Below are 18,995 nucleotides of genomic sequence, written 5' to 3'. Positions count from 1 at the left end.
TTTGCTTACTTTTGCGCTTTTCAAAAGTGAGCCGCCGTCAGGGCGGAACCCTAAGCGGCCATTGCCGCAGGAATGGATATGTACACAATCCAGCTGTGTTGACTGTCAGGCCGCCATCGCAGGCAAGTCAGCTCCCACATTCAGATCGTGGGGGGGCAGGTGGGTAGGCGTCGGCTGTCAGGCCGTCACGGGAGCAAGCTCCCTCGCCACAGGTCCAGCGCCGTACCAAAATTGTGTAGATAGCTGTGGCCAACGCGAGCACATCTGCATTCTGTGCACTGCACATCAAAAGCCTTGATAAAAGCGCGCAGCCGCTCAGCTATACTCCCCTCCATTTGAATGGCCCTGCGAGGAATTACTGTGAAGAACTGGACCCTGCGCCAAAGGATTTTGGCGAGCTTTGCGGTAATTATCGCGATCATGCTGCTGATGGTCGTGGTCTCGTATTCGCGCCTGCTGAAAATCGAAATCAGCGAAAACTCAGTGCGGGACGATGCGGTGCCCGGGGTGTTTTTCAGCTCCATGATTCGTAGCGCCTGGGTCGACAGCTACCTGCAGACCCAGGAGTTGGTCGGGATCCACGAGAACCAGGGCATTTCCGAAACCGACAAACAGGACTACAAGTCTTTCGAGGCTCGGCTTGAGCAACATATGGCCAGCTACGCAGGGACGATCAATATCACCCAGGATCGCACCGAATTCGATGCCTTCGAAAAACTGCACCAGAGCTACAACCAGATTCTCGCCCAGGTCTTGGCGGCCCATCAGAGCAATAACGCCGCCGAAGCACTGAGGTTGTTCAACGAGCAACTGACCCCCGCCTGGACCGCAGGCCGCATGAAGCTCAATGACATTATCAACGAAAACAAGCAGGTCGCCGACAACGCCACCGCCGCCATCGATGATGCGGTAGCGGCCGCGAAGATCAGCATGGGCGTCTCGCTGTTGCTGGCGATTCTCGCCGCCGCGCTGTGTGGCCTGTTGCTGATGCGCGCGATCATGGCGCCGATGCAGCGCATCGTTCAAATCCTCGAAGTCATGCGCACCGGCGACCTGAGCAAGCGCCTGAATCTGGAGCGCAAGGATGAATTCAACGCGGTTGAAACCGGCTTCAACGACATGATGACCGAGCTGACTGCTCTGGTGTCCCAGGCGCAGCGTTCATCGGTACAGGTCACTACCTCGGTCACCGAAATTGCCGCGACCTCCAAGCAGCAACAGGCGACCGCTACCGAAACAGCGGCCACGACCACAGAAATCGGCGCCACTTCCCGCGAAATTGCCGCCACGTCCAAGGACTTGGTCCGCACCATGACCGAGGTGTCTACCGCCGCCGACCAGGCCTCGGTGGCTGCCGGTTCTGGCCAGCAGGGCCTGGCCCGCATGGAAGAAACCATGCACTCGGTGATGGGCGCCGCCGACCTGGTCAACGCCAAGCTGGCGATCCTCAATGAGAAGGCCGGCAACATCAACCAGGTGGTAGTCACCATCGTCAAGGTGGCCGACCAGACCAACCTGTTGTCCCTCAATGCTGCGATCGAGGCTGAGAAAGCCGGTGAGTACGGGCGCGGCTTTGCCGTGGTTGCCACCGAAGTGCGCCGCCTGGCCGACCAGACCGCTGTGGCGACCTACGACATTGAGCAGATGGTGCGTGAGATCCAGTCGGCGGTGTCGGCAGGGGTGATGGGCATGGACAAATTCTCCGAGGAGGTGCGCCGCGGCATGTCTGAGGTGCAGCAAGTGGGCGAGCAACTGTCGCAGATCATCCATCAGGTACAGGCCCTGGCGCCGCGGGTGCTGATGGTCAACGAAGGCATGCAGGCCCAGGCCACCGGTGCCGAGCAGATCAACCACGCGCTGGTGCAATTGGGCGATGCCAGCAGCCAGACCGTCGAATCCCTGCGCCAGGCCAGCTTTGCCATTGATGAACTGAGCCAGGTTGCGGTCGGTCTGCGCAGCGGCGTCTCGCGTTTCAAAGTCTGATGAGCGAACTCGCGGCTAAACGCGGTGCCGTCCCGGCAGCGAAAAAGGCGTTGTTTCTGGTGTTTCGCATCGGCAACGAACGCTTTGCCCTCAAGGCTACGGAAGTGGCCGAGGTGCTGCCGCGCCTGGCGCTCAAACCTATCGCCCAAGCGCCCTTGTGGGTGGCGGGTATCTTCGCCCATCGTGGGGTGCTGGTGCCGGTCATCGACTTGAGCGCCCTGACGTTCGGCACTTCGGCCCAGGCGCGTACCAGCACGCGCCTGGTGCTGGTCAATTACCAGCCGCAGCCCTGGAGTGAGGCGCGTTGGCTGGGGCTGATTTTGGAACAGGCCACCGACACCCTGCGTTGCGACCCCGCCGAATTCCAGCCCTATGGCCTGGACAACCGGCAGGCGCCGTACCTGGGGCCGGTGCGTGAAGATGCCCAGGGCTTGATGCAGTGGATTGGCGTTGCGGATCTGTTGACCGCGCCAGTGCGCGCCTTGCTGTTTTCCGCCGAGTTGAGCCTATGAGCAATGACCCGCGGTTTTTCGCGTTTTTGAAAGAACGCATCGGCCTGGACGTCGCTTCGGTGGGCGAGGCGATTATCGAACGCGCGGTGCGCCAGCGCTGCCAGTCGTCCCAGTCGCAGTCGGCGGAGGCTTACTGGCAACACCTGCAAACCTCCCATGACGAGCAGCAGGCGCTGATCGAAGCGGTGATCGTCCCCGAGACCTGGTTTTTCCGCTATCCCGAATCCTTTGCAACCCTGGCCCGCCTGGCCCAGGTGCGTCTGGCCGAGATCAATCAGCTGCGCGCCCTGCGTATTCTCAGCCTGCCGTGTTCGACGGGCGAAGAACCCTATTCGATTGCCATGGCCTTGCTCGATGCGGGCCTGGCGCCCCACCAGTTCAAAGTGCAGGGCATGGATGTCAGCCCGCTGTCGGTGGAGCGCGCGCGGCGGGGCGTGTACGGCAAGAACTCGTTTCGCGGCGCCGACCTTGAGTTTCGTGACCGTCACTTCACTGAAGACGCAGGTAATTACCGCATCGCCGACCGGGTGCGCGAACAAGTGCGCCTGCAAGTCGGCAACTTGCTGGACCCGGCACTGCTGGCGAATGAGCCAACCTACGATTTTGTGTTCTGCCGCAACTTGCTGATCTACTTCGACCAGCCGACCCAGAAACAGGTCTTTGATGTGCTCAAGGCATTGACTCACGTAGACGGTGTGCTGTTTATCGGCCCGGCCGAGGGCAGCCTGCTGGGGCGTCACGGCATGCGCTCCATCGGTGTGCCGCAGTCCTTCGCCTTCAGTCGGCATGTAGAACCGGCCCCGCCGGTTGCACCTGTGGTCAAACCGACGCCCGCGCCGCTACCGCAGCGCAGGGCGGCGCCGATACCGCTCAAGCCGCGGCCGTTCAGCACCGTCAGCCCCAACGTGCCACCGGTCAAAGTGGTGACTACCGATGCCGGGGATTTGCTCAGCCAGATCGCAACCCTGGCCAACGAGGGCAAAAGTGCCGAGGCCCGAGCGGCCTGCGAACGGTATTTGAGCAGTCACCCGCCGGCCGCCCAGGTGTTTTACTGGTTGGGGCTGCTCAGCGATGTGGCTGGCAGTGCCCTGGAGGCCCAAGGGTATTACCGAAAAGCCCTGTATCTGGAACCGCAGCATCCCCAGGCCCTGATGCACCTGGCCGCGTTGCTCGAGTCCCAGGGTGACAGTGCCGGCGCGCGTCGTCTTCAGGCACGCGCCGCCCGTAGCGAGCGAGCTGACAGTGAGTCCAAACGATGAGTAGCCCTGACGCGCTCGACACCGCAGGCCTGGACCTGACGCTGACCGATACCCAAGCCATTGACGACTGTTGGAACCGCATCGGTATTCATGGCGACAAGTCCTGCCCGTTGTTGGCCGAGCATATCCACTGCCGCAATTGCTCGGTGTATTCCGCCGCCGCCACACGCCTGCTCGACCGCTACGCACTGCAACAGGACGACCATCACGCGCAGGCAACTGCCGAAGCGGATAACGAGGTGGTCACCCGTTCGCTGTTGATGTTCCGCCTCGGCGAAGAATGGCTCGGTATCGCCACCCGTTGCCTGGTGGAAGTGGCGCCGTTGCAGCCGATCCACTCGCTGCCGCACCAGCGTTCCCGAGCGCTGCTGGGCGTGGCCAACGTACGCGGGGCGCTGGTGGCGTGCCTGTCACTGGTGGAACTGTTGGGCCTGGACAGCACCAGTGCCGGCGCCAGCGGCGGGCGGATCATGCCGCGCATGCTGATCATCGCTGCCCAGGACGGCCCGGTCGTGGTGCCGGTGGATGAAGTAGACGGCATCCATGCCATCGATGAGCGCACCTTGAAGGCCGCATCGGTGTCCGGCACCCAGGCCAGCGCACGCTACACCCAAGGCGTGTTGCAGTGGAAAGGCCGCAGCCTGCGTTGGCTGGACGAAGCGCAATTGTTGTCCGCCGTGACCCGGAGCCTCGCATGACCCCCGACCAGATGCGCGATGCCTCGCTGTTGGAACTGTTCAGCCTGGAGGCTGATGCGCAGACCCAAGTGTTGAGCGCGGGCCTGCTGGCGCTGGAACGCAACCCGACCCAGGCCGACCAGCTCGAAGCCTGCATGCGCGCCGCGCATTCACTTAAAGGGGCGGCGCGGATTGTCGGTGTGGATGCCGGCGTCAGCGTGGCCCACGTCATGGAAGATTGCCTGGTCAGCGCCCAGGAAGGCCGTCTGTATCTGCAACCTGAACATATCGACGCATTACTGCAAGGTACTGATCTGCTGATGCGTATCGCCACCCCGGGCAACGATGTGGGGCCGACGGATATCGAGGCGTACGTAGCGCTGATGGAGCGCTTGCTCGATCCCTCGCAGCCGATTGTCACGCCCGTGCCAAAACCCGAGCCCATCCCCGCGCCGCGGGTTGACGCGCTGCTGCTGGACCCCGAGCTGGAGCCTGCGCCACCGCTCGGCAGTGACGCGCCGCGCCAGAACAAGCGCATGACCGAAGGCGGCGAGCGTGTGCTGCGGGTGACGGCTGAGCGCTTGAACAGTCTGTTGGACTTGTCCAGCAAATCCCTGGTGGAAACCCAGCGGCTCAAGCCGTACCTGGCCAGCCTGCAACGCCTCAAGCGCATTCAAAGTAACAGCTTGCGTGCGCTGGATGCCCTGGACGGCCAGCTCAAGTCGCTGGATCTGAACCTGGAAGCCCAGGAGGCCCTGGCCGATACCCGTCGCCTGCTGAGTGAAGCCCAGGCCCTGCTGGCGGAAAAAAACGCCGAGCTGGATGAGTTCGGCTGGCAGGCCGGCCAGCGCGCCCAGGTGCTCTACGACACCGCATTGGCCTGCCGCATGCGGCCGTTTGCCGATGTGCTGGCCGGGCAGGTGCGCATGGTGCGTGACTTAGGTCGCAGCCTGGGCAAGCAAGTGCGCCTGGAGATTGAGGGCGAAAAGACCCAGGTCGACCGGGACGTGCTGGAAAAACTCGAAGCGCCGCTCACCCATCTATTACGCAATGCGGTCGATCACGGCATCGAAACCCCTGAGCAACGCGTGCTGGCGGGCAAGCCGGCGGAAGGCTTGATTCGCCTGCGTGCGTCCCATCAGGCCGGGTTGTTGGTGCTGGAATTGAGCGATGACGGCAACGGTGTCGACCTCGAGCGCCTGCGCGGCACCATCGTCGACCGCCATCTGTCGCCGGTTGAAACGGCCCTGCGTCTGAGTGAAGAGGAACTGCTGACGTTCCTCTTCTTGCCAGGGTTCAGCCTGCGCGACAAAGTCACCGAAGTGTCCGGGCGCGGGGTCGGCCTGGACGCGGTGCAGCATATGGTTCGTCAACTGCGCGGCGCGGTGGTGCTGGAGCAGACGGCGGGGCAGGGCAGCCGCTTCCATCTTGAGGTGCCGTTGACCCTGTCGGTGGTGCGCAGCCTGGTGGTGGAAGTCGGCGAAGAAGCCTATGCCTTTCCCCTGGCGCATATCGAACGCATGTGCGACCTGGCGCCCGACGACATCGTGCAGTTGGACGGCCGCCAGCACTTCTGGCATGAGGGCCGGCACGTCGGCCTGGTTGCCGCCAGCCAGTTGCTGCAGCGCCCGCCGGGGCAGAGCCCGACAGATACCTTGAAGGTGGTGGTGATCCGCGAGCGCGATGCCGTGTACGGGATTGCCGTGGAGCGTTTTATCGGCGAGCGCACCCTGGTGGTGTTGCCGCTGGATGATCGTCTGGGGAAAGTCCAGGACATTTCCGCCGGGGCCTTGCTCGATGACGGCTCGGTGGTGTTGATCGTCGATGTCGAAGACATGCTGCGTTCGGTGGATAAATTGCTCAACACCGGTCGCCTGGAGCGCATTGCCCGGCGCAGCCAGCAGGCCACCGAAGCGCCGCGCAAGCGTGTGCTGGTGGTGGACGACTCACTGACGGTGCGCGAGCTGCAACGCAAATTATTACTCAATCGTGGTTATGAAGTCGCTGTTGCGGTCGATGGCATGGATGGCTGGAACGCATTGCGCTCTGAGGACTTCGACCTGCTTATCACTGATATTGATATGCCTCGCATGGACGGTATTGAATTGGTCACACTTTTGCGCCGTGACAGTCGCCTGCAATCGTTGCCGGTGATGGTGGTTTCCTACAAGGATCGTGAAGAAGACCGCCGCCGTGGCCTCGACGCCGGGGCCGACTATTATCTAGCCAAAGCCAGTTTCCATGACGACGCCTTGCTCGACGCCGTGGTTGAACTGATTGGAGGCGCCCGGGCATGAGGATTGCGATCGTCAATGACATGCCCCTGGCGGTGGAGGCCTTGCGCCGCGCCCTGAGTTACGAGCCCGCCCACGAGGTGGTATGGGTGGCCAGCAATGGCCTGGAAGCGGTACAGCGTTGCGCCGAGCTGACCCCGGACCTGATCCTGATGGACCTGATCATGCCGGTGATGGATGGGGTGGAGGCCACCCGGCAGATCATGGCCGACACGCCTTGCCCGATTGTGATCGTCACTGTCGACCGCCAGGCCAACGTCAGCCGCGTATTCGAAGCCATGGGCCACGGCGCCCTGGATGTGGTGGACACCCCGGCACTGGGCGTTGGCAACCCTAAGGATGCGGCCGCGCCCCTGCTGCGCAAGATCCTCAATATTGGTTGGCTGATCGGCCAGCGCGGCACGCGGGTGCGTGCCGAAACCCCGCCGCAGCGGGTCACCGGCAAGCGTCAACGGCTGGTGGCCATTGGTTCTTCGGCTGGTGGGCCGGCGGCACTGGAAGTTCTGCTCAAGGGTTTGCCCCGGGATTTTCCCGCCGCCATCGTGCTGGTACAGCATGTGGACCAGGTCTTCGCCGCCGGCATGGCCGAGTGGCTGAGCAGCGCTTCCGGCCTGCCGGTGCGCCTGGCCTGTGAGGGCGAGCCGCCTCAACCCGGCGTGGTATTGCTGGCCGGAACCAACCACCATATTCGCTTGTTGAAAAATGGCACGCTAGCCTATACCGCAGAGCCGGTGAACGAGATTTACCGGCCCTCCATCGACGTGTTTTTCGAAAGCGTCGCCAGCTACTGGAACGGTGACGCCGTTGGCGTCTTGCTCACCGGCATGGGGCGCGACGGCGCCCAGGGCCTCAAGCTGATGCGTGAGCAAGGATATTTGACCATCGCCCAGGACCAACAGAGCTCGGCGGTGTATGGCATGCCCAAAGCGGCGGCGGCGATTGATGCTGCTGTTGAAATTCGCCCACTGGATAGAATTGCGCCCCGATTGCTGGAGGTCTTTGCAAAATGAACAAAAATCTCCCGCCGTGCTGGCTTGCAGGTAGTAATTCAGGTGATTGCACATGAATGATTTACAGCTCGACGACTTCAAGACCGACGAAAACGCCGCCATGGTGCTGCTGGTCGACGACCAGGCCATGATCGGTGAAGCCGTGCGGCGTGGCCTGGCCCATGAAGAGAACATCGACTTCCACTTTTGCGCCGACCCGCACCAGGCGATTGCCCAGGCGATCCGCATCAAGCCCACGGTGATCCTGCAAGACCTGGTGATGCCGGGCCTGGACGGCCTGACCCTGGTGCGTGAGTACCGCAATCACCCGGCCACCGCGAATATCCCGATTATCGTGCTGTCCACCAAAGAGGACCCGCTGATCAAAAGCGCGGCCTTTGCGGCCGGGGCCAACGATTATCTGGTCAAGCTGCCGGACAACATCGAACTGGTAGCGCGCATCCGCTATCACTCGCGCTCCTACATGACCCTGTTGCAGCGCGACGCGGCCTACCGCGCGTTGCGGGTCAGCCAGCAACAGTTGCTGGACACCAACCTGGTGCTGCAGCGCCTGATGAACTCCGATGGCCTGACCGGGCTGTCCAACCGCCGTCACTTCGACGAATACCTGGAGCTGGAATGGCGCCGCGCCATGCGCGACCAGACCCAACTCTCGTTGCTGATGATCGATGTGGACTTCTTCAAGACCTACAACGACAGCTTCGGCCACGTCGAGGGCGACGAAGCCTTGCGCAAAGTCGCAGCCACCATTCGCGATGCCAGCAGCCGCCCTTCGGACTTGCCGGCGCGCTACGGTGGCGAAGAGTTCGCACTGGTCCTGCCCAACACCTCGCCGGGCGGCGCACGCCTGGTCGCGGAAAAACTGCGCATGGCGGTGGCGGCGTTGAAAATCCCGCACATCGCCCCGGCTGAAGGTGCCAGCCTGACCATCAGTATCGGGCTGTCGACGTTGACGCCGGCTCAGGGTACGGACTGTCGGCAGTTGATCATGGCGGCGGACAAGGGGTTGTACACGGCCAAGAACAATGGGCGTAATCAGGTTGGTATCGAGTAATTAGAGGCCAACTTCAATGTGCGAGGGGGACTTCCCCCTTGCACTCCTGAGTTTCGTACTCATCCGAATTGATTACATATGAAAGTTTTTGAGCTAAGAAATCTGCCATCGTTGTAGAGCCGATGGCAGGGGGCAGGACGGCGTTATTCTATTCTGAATCCAGGCTTGCCATTATTCGCGCGCCACTCTTTGACCTCTTTTACAATGCCTTCTGGACTGTCTTCTCTACCCTTTCTTGGATAATAGACGAGGTCTGACCCATCAGGATGCTCCGTAAGTCGCTTGAATTCTAATAGCATTTCGTCATCTTCTTCCTCAGAGCGAGCACTCGCATCACAAAGAGAAATTACAAATTTTAAAAATTCGCTTTCTGTGTACTCGGAAATTGAGGTTTTCATCTTAATTACCTTTGCCGTGAATACGCTTATGAAGTTTTGGAGTGACTATGTGGATATTGTCGATGTCGAAAATTTCTCCGCCTTGGGAAATGAATATTTTATGGTGAAGTTCGAATTTACTAGATTTTCCAGCATGTTCTAGTTCGCTAGTATAGGGCGCCTTGCCGTTTAGTATTCTTCTTAGGTTTTGACGGTTTAACTGACTAGCCAGTTCCGAGTCGCTAGCAACCGTTTTCCAGAAGGCTTCACGAAATGCCTTGAAGTTTTTAAATTCTTGACCTCTCAGTTTTGCGGCAATTTGCGATGGTATAGGGACTCCTTCACCCTGGGAGGCCGCTCCCAGCCAAGAGCCGGTTATAGATTGCCCATTGCCTGTCACGATTCCGGGATCTTCACGCCGATCCCTGAACATGACATAGATTGGAGGCAGGCCAGAATCGACCGGGAAAACGATGATGAAGTCGTCAAATCCAGCTTCAACAACGGCTGGAAAACTGTCAACCCTACCCTCGACTGGAATTGTGTCGGCGCCTGCATAGACGGGCGTTTCAGGCGGGGCCGGTGGCAGCGTTGTTGAGCTATCTCCAGGAGCGGAAATAGGTGTCCAAATCAACGTTCTTGGTGGAATGTCACTTGTCGTGACGGTGTATACCTTCTGCCCAGGATCATAGGTCGCAGTAACCACTTTGACCCTGGAAGGCACGCTTGCACCATCGGTGTTGACCACAAAAACTTCTGACCGCCCATCTGCGGCCGTCCTCGAACTCATTCGAACCGGCAGGTCGATTGTGCCGTTGACTGCCGAACTTATCGTCGACTCGTCGAGGCCTGGTACCAAGGTTGAGATCGGTGTGCCAAGCGCATAACGCTCTGGAAGTTCTCCGTTCGCGAGTTTGGGAGAATAGATCAGCGCTGAAACACCGACCATCAAGCCACTCGCGGTACTGGCGGCCAATTCCGTCAATGCGGCCACTGCTGCCCCAATAGCGGCTCGCAGCGTGACGGTAACCCCCTCTGCTGTAGCGATAGTTCCGACTGAGGTCATGACTATCGCTTGAGTCGCAGCAGCAGTGCCCGACAGTCGATAGGTATTGGCTACTCTTACCGCTTCAATACGCGCTTGGGCCGTTGCTACCTGCTGCGCACGTTCTGCGAGGTCGCTGATTGCATTGGAGGCGTTGGCAAGAAACCGCGCGGACTCTGACTTCAGCACAAAGTCATGATGGCTGAGCCATCTCACCCCAAGAGCGGTATTCTGCTGTAGATAAATAAGCTGTTTGAGTCCCTCAAGCTCGGGTTTGCTCAGTGGCGGTGTAACCCGTGGGTTGGCTGCGGGATAGTAAATCATCAACCCGTTCCGGTTTATGGCTAACGGTGGGTCAATAGGTTTGATCGCTGCCATCGTTTCTTCGATCATTTTGTCCAGCGTGTTTTTGTAAAGCATGAGGGTCTGGCCGGGTGTCAATCCAACGACCGAACCGGCAAGAGAGGCGAGTTCCACCTGCAAATATTCCGGCAGCAACTGCACTTGAATTTCCAACTCATCTGCAATGACCTTCAGATACTCATTGTGTAAATTTGCCCAGCCAGGATCATGTTCGGCTAAATTGGCCTCCAGCGTTTGCCGGGCCTTTGCCAACCCTGAAAGTTTTTTAGTCAGAATGTCTATGGAGAGCGAGAGAGCCTTGAGTTCTTGTGCGGCCCTCCAGACGTTGTCGTAAAGTGTGTAGGCATCGCCCAGATTTTTTATCGGGTCAGAAGAGGCAAGCGTTTCACGTAGCTTTGTATAAGTTAAGTTTTCCATCAGGTAAAAAGGGCTTTGATCATAGAGCCCATAGATGAGTGGCGCAGTACTGGCGTATTTGGTTTTTTTCGCGCCGATGATTTCAAGTGTGATTTTTTGATCGAGAACGGCTGAGGCTGTTTCTGTAAGCGGCTGTGAAGCTTTCGCGGCTTGCTGTTTCTCTGCGAGTTCGCGTTCAGTTTCAGTAGTGAGCGTTGCGAACCGTGCGCTGTACTCCGCGTCAATCAAGGATTGATTGTACTTTTGCTCTCCAATGAAATCGGCGGTGGTGCTAGGGAAGTCAAACTGCTTGAAGCGGCTACGGTCTCCTTCACCTCGACGTGGCCCTTCTTGAAGGCCCCAGCCATCTCCACTTCCTACGTAGCCTCCGCCTTCACCACCCCAATAAGTGTTTCGTCTCCCTGCGGTAATTATCGTCGGCTTGAGTTCTAAAGGTTGTCCTGGCTGCCACCCTTGTTGTGCCATAGGGCCTCTCCATTTTTATGAGAGTGATCGTTAGAGTTTGTGCGTCCTGAAGAAAAAAACTCAGGCGCTTTGATCGAACTTATTTGAGAGGGAAGAAAGAAAAAACTGATGGCGTTTTGATTTGATTTTATGTGTGTAGGAGGCTTTGTAAGACGGTTCTGAAACTGATGTATTTATATTCTTGTATGTTTATCACTTGAGTCTTGGGATGATTTGGCTAGAAACCTAATTGTTTGTTTTTATTGGAGTGGGTTGGTTTGTGGTCTTTTAGGCAGGCTCTGATTTGGATTTTCAAATTATTTGTATAAACAGATGAACGGTCTGGTTTTAGCGAGTAGTAGGTCGGGTTTTCTAACGCGCGGCATCGTCAATCTATAGGAAATGCTCTGATGGTCGCGTATCCGTCACCGAAGCAAGCGTGACGAGAGGCAAGCGCTGTCTTGGCAGAATCGACCAAGCGGGCTGCCGTTTCCAGCCGTTTGCCGTTATACTCGCCGGCTTTCAAAAGTTCGCCAACGAGTGCTGCCCGCCATGGAAATCAACCCGATCCTTAACACCATCAAGGACCTGTCCGAGCGCTCCGAAACTATTCGGGGGTATCTTTGACTACGATCAAAAGCATGAGCGTCTGACCGAGGTCAATCGCGAGCTTGAAGATCCGAGTGTCTGGAACAAACCTGAATACGCCCAGGAACTGGGGCGCGAGCGCGCTGCGCTGGCACAGATTGTCGATACCCTCGACGAACTGAACACCGGCCTGGGTGATTGCCGCGACCTGCTGGACATGGCCGTCGAAGAAAACGACGAAGGCGCAGTGGGCGATGTTGTCGCCGAGCTGGCCCGTCTCGAGGAAAACCTCGCCAAGCTTGAATTCCGCCGCATGTTCAGCCACGAAATGGACCCGAACAACGCCTACCTGGATATCCAGGCCGGTTCCGGTGGCACCGAAGCCCAGGACTGGGCCAACATCCTGCTGCGCATGTACCTGCGCTGGGCCGACAAGCGCGGTTTCGACGCGACCATCATGGAACTGTCCGCCGGTGAAGTGGCCGGTATCAAGGGTGCGACAGTACACATCAAGGGCGAATACGCCTTTGGCTGGCTGCGCACCGAGATCGGCGTGCACCGCCTGGTGCGCAAGAGCCCGTTCGACTCCGGCAACCGTCGCCACACCTCATTCTCTGCGGTGTTCGTCTCGCCAGAGATCGACGACAAAGTGGAAATCGAGATCAACCCGGCCGACCTGCGGATCGACACCTACCGTTCCTCCGGCGCCGGTGGTCAGCACGTAAACACCACTGACTCGGCCGTACGTATCACCCACGTACCGACCAACACCGTGGTCAGTTGCCAGAACGAACGTTCCCAGCACGCCAACAAGGACACCGCCATGAAAATGCTGCGGGCCAAGTTGTACGAGCAGGAAATGCAGAAGCGCAACGCCGCTTCCCAGGCGCTGGAAGACACCAAGTCGGATATCGGCTGGGGTCACCAGATCCGTTCGTACGTGCTCGATGCCTCGCGGATCAAGGATCTGCGCACTAACATCGAACGCAGCGACTGCGACAAGGTACTCGACGGCGATATCGACGAATACCTGGAAGCCAGCCTGAAATCCGGCCTCTAATACCCTCTGTGGGAGCGGGCTTGCCCGCGATCCCCCGCCGAAGGCTGGGGGCAACGAACCTGATGGAATATTTAAAGACATGAGCGACCAACAACTCGACCCGCAAGCACTGCAACAGGAAGAAAACTCCCTGATCGCCCTGCGGAAGGAAAAGCTTGCTGCCGAGCGCGCCAAGGGTAACGCCTTCCCCAACGACTTCCGTCGCGACAACTACTGCGATGCCTTGCAGAAGCAATACGCGGACAAGACCAAGGAAGAACTGGCTGAGGCTGCGATCCCGGTCAAGGTGGCAGGTCGCATCATGCTCAACCGTGGCTCGTTCATGGTGATCCAGGACATGACCGGTCGCATCCAGGTCTACGTCAACCGCAAGACCCTGTCCGAAGAAACCCTGGCCTCGGTGAAAACCTGGGACATGGGCGACATCATCGCCGCCGAAGGCACCCTGGCCCGTTCCGGCAAGGGCGACCTGTACGTCGAGATGACCAATGTACGCCTGCTGACCAAGTCCCTGCGCCCGCTGCCAGACAAGCACCACGGCCTGACCGACACCGAACAGCGCTATCGCCAGCGCTACGTTGACCTGATCGTCAACGAAGACGTGCGCCAGACCTTCCGCGTACGCTCGCAAGTCATTGCTCACATCCGCAGCTTCCTGATGCAGCGTGACTTCCTGGAAGTGGAAACCCCGATGCTGCAGACCATCCCGGGTGGTGCCGCAGCCAAGCCGTTCGAGACCCACCACAACGCGCTGGACATGGAAATGTTCCTGCGCATTGCGCCTGAGCTGTACCTCAAGCGGCTTGTTGTTGGCGGCTTTGAAAAGGTGTTCGAGATCAACCGCAACTTCCGTAACGAAGGCGTCTCGACCCGTCACAACCCTGAATTCACCATGTTGGAGTTCTACCAGGCCTACGCCGACTACGAAGACAACATGGACCTGACCGAAGAGCTGTTCCGCGAGCTGGCACAGCTGGTGCTGGGCAGCACTGACGTGCCGTACGGCGACAAGGTGTTCCACTTCGGCGAGCCATTCGTGCGCCTGTCGGTGTTCGACTCGATCCTCAAGTACAACCCCGAGCTGACCGCTGACGACCTCAACGACATCGACAAGGCCCGTGCCATTGCCAAGAAAGCCGGCGCCAAGGTGCTGGGCTTCGAAGGCCTGGGCAAGCTGCAGGTGATGATTTTCGAAGAATTGGTGGAGCACAAGCTGGAACAGCCGCACTTCATTACCCAATACCCGTTCGAAGTGTCGCCGCTGGCCCGTCGCAACGACGACAACCCGAACGTCACCGACCGTTTCGAGCTGTTCATCGGTGGCCGCGAAATCGCCAACGCCTATTCCGAGCTTAACGATGCGGAAGACCAGGCCGAGCGCTTCATGGCCCAGGTGGCCGACAAGGACGCCGGTGACGACGAAGCCATGCACTACGATGCCGACTTCGTTCGGGCCCTGGAGTACGGCATGCCGCCGACTGCCGGTGAAGGTATCGGCATTGACCGTCTGGTGATGTTGTTGACCAACTCGCCGTCGATCCGCGACGTGATCCTGTTCCCGCACATGCGGCCACAAGCGTAACCGTAGCGAAATCCGAAGCCGCCTTTTATAAGGCGGCTTTTTTATGTGGCCTGTTCAAGTGGTGCTCGTCATTGATCGTTCCCACGCTCCGCGTGGGAGTGCACTCTGTGACGCTCCGCGTCACCTCTAAAGGAAGAAGTGTGGTGAACCGCATAATGGCTCAAGAAGGTGCCGCCGGCATTGCTGCTGCCGTGGCTGAAAGTGTTCAGTACCAGGGCCGCAAGGCCAGTCGGCGGGGCAGCGAGCAGCGCCGGCAAGACATTCTCGATGCGGCCATGCGTATCGTCGTGCGCGATGGCGTGCGGGCCGTACGTCATCGGGCAGTGGCGGCAGAGGCGGGGGTGCCGCTGTCGGCCACCACCTATTACTTCAAAGACATCGACGACCTGCTCACCGACACCTTCGCCCAATACGTGGAGCGCAGCGCCGCTTTCATGGGCAAGCTGTGGGTGCGCAACGAAGGCCTGTTGCGCGAGATGGTCGCCTATGGCGATGGCAGCCCGGAGTCGCGCTCGCAACTGGCCGATGATATCGCGCGCCTGACCGCCGACTATGTGCTGCGTCAATTGACCAACCGCCGCGAATACCTGATGGCCGAGCAGGCTTTTCGCCAGGAGGCCCTGCTCAACCCGCGCCTGGCCGAACTGGTACGCTCCCACCAACAGATCCTGTTGCAGGGCACCGGGCAGTTTTTCCAGGTATTGGGTTCCCGTGAGCCACAGCAGGATGCCAAGGTGTTGACGGCTATCATCAGTCGGATGGAATATCAGGGCCTGTTGGGCGGCGCAGAGCCTTTGACGGGTGACGAGATGCTTGAAATCCTCAAGCGTCACATGCACCTGGTATTGGCCTCGGCCTAGCCCTGTGCGCAATCTGCTTTGGGTGGGGGCAGGCAAGCCAGCTCCTACCTCTGATGGGCCTGCTGCTCAGATGTGAAGCCGTGCGCTAACTGCGCGTGGGCCAATAACGTTTAAAGAGGAAGCACCGGGTGGACGATTACCAGCAGACGATACGCACCTTGTCCGATCGCATTGTGCTGGCGCAAACACCGATCCGCGTCCTTGATGCGGTGAAATGGGACGAGAACATTCGTCAGGGATTTCTCAAGGCCAAGGGCAAGGCGATGCCTGCCGTAGACCGTGATTACTACCTGAACCGGCCGCTGTCGTTCGATTCCAGTGCGGTCAAGCTGGAGTTTCAGAACATCGAGCGCGACATCACCCGTCGCCTTGGGCAATTCAGTCCGGTTGGGCAGATCATGCGGCGCATGTGCCGTGAGTACCGCATGGTGGTGCGCATGCTTGAAGCGCGCGGCACCGAGGACTTCGGTCTGATTTCCCAAGAGCTTTACGGCGCCGCCTCCGATGCGTTCCACGCCGGCGACCCGACCCTGGCCGACCTTGGCCTGATGCTCTCCGACTACCTGAACAACATCGATGGCCGGGGCGATCTCAAGGACGAAGCCAAGACCCTCACCGCCAAGGACGCGGTCAGCCTGCTGCAAACGCGCCTGAACAAGGTGTTTGGTGAAGCCGAAGAGACCATCCGCGTGTTCGAGTCCGACGGCATCGTCGCCGATGCGGCAGCGGGCGCCGACTACATCAAGATCCGCGCCGATGCGATGTTCAATGACCGCGACGTGCGCGCCCTCGAAGTGCATGAAGGGTTGGTGCATGTGGGCACCACCCTTAACGGCCAGAACCAGCCGATCTGCACGTTTCTGTCCAAGGGCCCGCCGTCGTCCACCGTCACCCAGGAAGGCCTGGCGATCCTGATGGAAATCATCACGTTTGCCTCCTACCCCAGCCGCCTGCGCAAACTCACCAACCGGACCCGCGCCATCCATATGGTGGAGGAGGGCGCCGACTTCCTGCAGGTATTCGAGTTCTTCCGCGAGCAAGGCTTTGAAATGGCCGAAAGCTATGGGAATGCCAGCCGGGTATTTCGTGGTTCGGTGCCCACCGGCCTGCCATTTACCAAGGATTTGTCCTACCTCAAGGGCTTTATCATGGTCTACAACTACATCCAGCTCGCCGTGCGCAAAGGCAAGCTGGAGCAAGTGCCGCTGCTGTTCTGCGGCAAGACCACCCTTGAAGACATGCGTACCCTGCGCCAGTTGGTCGACGAAGGCCTGGTGGTGCCGCCCAAGTACCTGCCGGAGCAGTTTCGTGACATGAACGCGCTGGCGGCCTGGATGTGCTTCTCCAACTTCCTCAACCACTTGAGCCTGGACCGGATCGAGGCGGATTACTCCAATATCCTGTAACTGACGAAACCGAATCAAAAAATGTGGGAGCTGGCTTGCCTGCGATAGCGCTGGGTCAGCCAGCACTCAGTCACTGATAGACCGCTATCGCAGGCAAGCCAGCTCCCACATTTGATCTTTACTGGTCTTCAGAACTTTCGCGAGGTTTCAACGGATGAGAATCCTCGGCATTTTATGCCTGCTACTCACATTGAACGGCTGCAGCTCCTTGCTGTTCTACCCCGAGCCCGGCCTACCCTTCACCCCGGAAAAAGCCCACCTGCAATACCGCGACGTCACGCTCACCACCGCAGATGGCGTGAAACTGCACGCCTGGTGGCTGCCGGCCAAACCCGGTGTCCCGCTCAAGGGCACAGTCCTGCATTTGCACGGCAACGGCGGCAACCTCGCCTGGCATCTGGGGGGCAGTTGGTGGTTGCCGGAGCAGGGTTATCAAGTGCTGTTGCTGGACTATCGCGGCTATGGGCTGTCGGAAGGCAAGCCGTCGTTGCCGGCGATCTACCAGGATATCGACGCCGCCTTCGGCTGGATCGACAAGGCGCCTGAAACCCAGGGTCAACCGCTGATTATTCTCGGGCAAAGCCTGGGCGGTGCACTGGCGGTGCATTACCTGGCAGCCCACCCGGAGCGTCAAGCCCAACTAAAAGCCTTGGTATTGGATGGCGTGCCTGCCAGTTATCGTGACGTAGGACAATTCGCCCTGAGCACTTCCTGGTTAACCTGGCCGTTGCAGGTGCCGCTGTCGTGGCTGGTGCCCGACGCCGACAGTGCGATCAATGCCATGCCCCGGTTGACCGGCGTGCCCAAGCTGCTGTTCCACAGCCTGGATGACCCGATCGTGCCGGTGGCCAATGGGATCCGCCTGTATCAAGCGGCGCCACCGCCCAGGGTGTTGCAACTGACCCGCGGCGGCCATGTGCAGACCTTTGCCGACAAAACCTGGCAGACCGTCATGCTGCGTTATCTGGACGACCCTCAGCACTTCAACGGCTTGCGTCGCCTGGGGGAAATTCCGAATTACCCTATTCCTAAAGTTGACTCATCAGAGAGCCCGCAATGAGCGAAGAACGCAACATGATCCCGCTGATCCTCACCGGCATCGGTACCATCCTCGGCACCGTTGGCTGCCTGTGGTACTACGGCTATCTGCACTTCGCCAAGCCGGAAGATGCGTTGCTGCTCAGCGATTTCACCATGCTCAAGACCATACCGGGCGAAGATTACAAAGTCTCCCTGACCCCGGCCGCGCAAGTGGCGCAGTGTGTTGACGGCGTATTGGTGATGTTTGATACCGAGCAGAAAGGCTTGAGCGGCGTGCTGGTGAACAACAAGAAGCAGGCCGTACGTTGTATAGGTCAAGAAACGCCGAAACTGGAGCAGTAGGACAGGCAGTGTGGGGAAAGCTGGAACCATTTTGAGTGAGTTGCCACTGATTTGGGACCGAGCAGCAACGCTGATTCGGTTAACTCTTTAACTTGATTTGGAGTCACATATGTCTATAAGTGGAGTTGGTCCTTCCCAAGGTGGTTTTGGCGCTCAAGATGCAGGTCAACAATCCGGTGACGTAGGCAGCCTCAAGAAAGAGATTGAGGATCTGAAGAAGCAAATAGGTCAGATGCAATCTCAAGGTGCCGGTGGTTCAGAGGGAGGCGGCGGTTCGGGAGGCGCTGTGGATGACCTTAAAAAACTACTGAAAGAACTCGAGGAAAAGCTTAAAGCTATGGAAGGCCAAGAGGGTAAAGGCGCTGATGGCGAAGGCAGCAAGCCTGGTGGCGAAGGTAGCGCAAAGATTTCCATTGATTTCCAGCAGTAACATGAATAACGGGAACCGTCTTGCGTCAGAAGCCACAAAAGCGTCATGACTCATAAAGATTGGGGCCGAGACAGTGGCGATTACTATTGCTGCGATACGCAATATGTTGAACATGGCGAGAGGGCATGAAGAACTGGAACGCAAAGTTGCCCAGACGCATGAGCTTAGCCAACTGATGGACAAGCTATCGAGCGCGAAGATAGAAATGCCGCTCGAAGATACACATCGTCCAGTCGGGTTCGACGAACCCA

At 59.0% G+C, this 18,995-nt stretch carries 16 protein-coding genes; 14 read left to right on the top strand and 2 right to left on the bottom strand.

Features of this window, described 5'->3' with window-relative positions:
• The first annotated feature begins 360 nt into the window (after positions 1–360).
• The 7 genes from OC445_RS25370 to OC445_RS25340 are packed head-to-tail and all read left to right on the top strand — an operon-like array spanning position 361 to position 8,789.
• On the top strand, positions 361–1,983 hold the full coding sequence (locus OC445_RS25370) for a methyl-accepting chemotaxis protein (protein ID WP_014717193.1): 1,623 nt from the start codon (positions 361–363) through the stop codon (positions 1,981–1,983).
• A complete protein-coding gene (locus OC445_RS25365; protein WP_034126504.1) occupies positions 1,983–2,495 on the top strand; it encodes a chemotaxis protein CheW in 513 nt (170 codons plus the stop codon). The genes OC445_RS25370 and OC445_RS25365 overlap by 1 nt, the downstream gene beginning before the upstream one ends.
• Entirely contained in the window at positions 2,492–3,754 is a 1,263-nt protein-coding gene (locus OC445_RS25360; RefSeq protein WP_127882179.1) for a CheR family methyltransferase, read from the top strand. Before OC445_RS25365 ends, OC445_RS25360 begins: the two co-directional genes overlap by 4 nt.
• A complete protein-coding gene (locus tag OC445_RS25355; RefSeq protein WP_034126506.1) occupies positions 3,751–4,452 on the top strand; it encodes a chemotaxis protein CheW in 702 nt (233 codons plus the stop codon). The genes OC445_RS25360 and OC445_RS25355 overlap by 4 nt, the downstream gene beginning before the upstream one ends.
• On the top strand, positions 4,449–6,728 hold the full coding sequence (locus tag OC445_RS25350) for a hybrid sensor histidine kinase/response regulator (protein ID WP_198791161.1): 2,280 nt from the start codon (positions 4,449–4,451) through the stop codon (positions 6,726–6,728). Before OC445_RS25355 ends, OC445_RS25350 begins: the two co-directional genes overlap by 4 nt.
• The gene (locus OC445_RS25345) at positions 6,725–7,735 is read left to right on the top strand and encodes a chemotaxis response regulator protein-glutamate methylesterase (RefSeq protein WP_034126508.1); all 1,011 of its coding nucleotides are present in this window, start codon (positions 6,725–6,727) and stop codon (positions 7,733–7,735) included. Before OC445_RS25350 ends, OC445_RS25345 begins: the two co-directional genes overlap by 4 nt.
• 52 nt (positions 7,736–7,787) lie before the next feature.
• Complete coding sequence (locus OC445_RS25340) at positions 7,788–8,789, top strand: PleD family two-component system response regulator (protein ID WP_054897111.1); 1,002 nt, start codon at positions 7,788–7,790, stop codon at positions 8,787–8,789.
• Positions 8,790–8,932: 143 nt separating this feature from the next.
• Here the strand turns inward: OC445_RS25340 and OC445_RS25335 are convergent, their stop codons facing one another.
• Positions 8,933–9,187 carry a bacteriocin immunity protein gene (locus OC445_RS25335; RefSeq protein ID WP_054897112.1) on the bottom strand — a complete coding sequence of 85 codons (255 nt, stop codon included), beginning with the start codon at positions 9,185–9,187 and terminating at the stop codon, positions 8,933–8,935.
• 1 nt (position 9,188) lies between these two features.
• Positions 9,189–11,456, bottom strand: a complete 2,268-nt coding sequence (locus tag OC445_RS25330) for an S-type pyocin domain-containing protein (protein ID WP_054897113.1) — start codon at positions 11,454–11,456, stop codon at positions 9,189–9,191.
• Between the two features lie 531 nt (positions 11,457–11,987).
• On the opposite strand from OC445_RS25330, the gene prfB reads away from it, so the two are divergent.
• From prfB to OC445_RS25295, 7 genes are all read left to right on the top strand, one after another.
• Positions 11,988–13,083 (top strand): peptide chain release factor 2 gene (gene prfB / locus OC445_RS25325; RefSeq protein WP_096001736.1). Its coding sequence is split into 2 segments (ribosomal slippage): positions 11,988–12,059 and positions 12,061–13,083, totalling 1,095 coding nucleotides; the frame shifts between segments, so codons are not numbered across the junction.
• A gap of 79 nt (positions 13,084–13,162) precedes the next feature.
• The gene (gene lysS / locus OC445_RS25320) at positions 13,163–14,665 is read left to right on the top strand and encodes a lysine--tRNA ligase (RefSeq protein WP_003189082.1); all 1,503 of its coding nucleotides are present in this window, start codon (positions 13,163–13,165) and stop codon (positions 14,663–14,665) included.
• A 143-nt stretch (positions 14,666–14,808) separates the two neighbouring features.
• Positions 14,809–15,525 carry a TetR/AcrR family transcriptional regulator gene (locus tag OC445_RS25315; protein ID WP_169918944.1) on the top strand — a complete coding sequence of 239 codons (717 nt, stop codon included), beginning with the start codon at positions 14,809–14,811 and terminating at the stop codon, positions 15,523–15,525.
• A gap of 128 nt (positions 15,526–15,653) precedes the next feature.
• Positions 15,654–16,931: a flavohemoglobin expression-modulating QEGLA motif protein gene (locus OC445_RS25310; protein WP_014717201.1), complete on the top strand. Its 1,278-nt coding sequence runs from the start codon at positions 15,654–15,656 to the stop codon at positions 16,929–16,931.
• A 154-nt stretch (positions 16,932–17,085) separates the two neighbouring features.
• Positions 17,086–17,991, top strand: coding sequence for an alpha/beta hydrolase (locus OC445_RS25305; protein ID WP_054897115.1), 906 nt, complete (start codon positions 17,086–17,088; stop codon positions 17,989–17,991).
• Positions 17,988–18,314, top strand: coding sequence for a hypothetical protein (locus OC445_RS25300; protein WP_034126513.1), 327 nt, complete (start codon positions 17,988–17,990; stop codon positions 18,312–18,314). Before OC445_RS25305 ends, OC445_RS25300 begins: the two co-directional genes overlap by 4 nt.
• Positions 18,315–18,423: 109 nt before the next feature.
• The gene (locus OC445_RS25295; RefSeq protein WP_054897116.1) at positions 18,424–18,744 is read left to right on the top strand and encodes a hypothetical protein; all 321 of its coding nucleotides are present in this window, start codon (positions 18,424–18,426) and stop codon (positions 18,742–18,744) included.
• The last annotated feature ends 251 nt before the right edge of the window (positions 18,745–18,995 follow it).

The organism is Pseudomonas sp. Pse35 (assembly GCF_024519715.1).
GTDB classification, from domain to species: Bacteria; Pseudomonadota; Gammaproteobacteria; order Pseudomonadales; family Pseudomonadaceae; genus Aquipseudomonas; species Aquipseudomonas paracarnis.
This window is presented reverse-complemented; position numbering and strand designations above follow the sequence as displayed.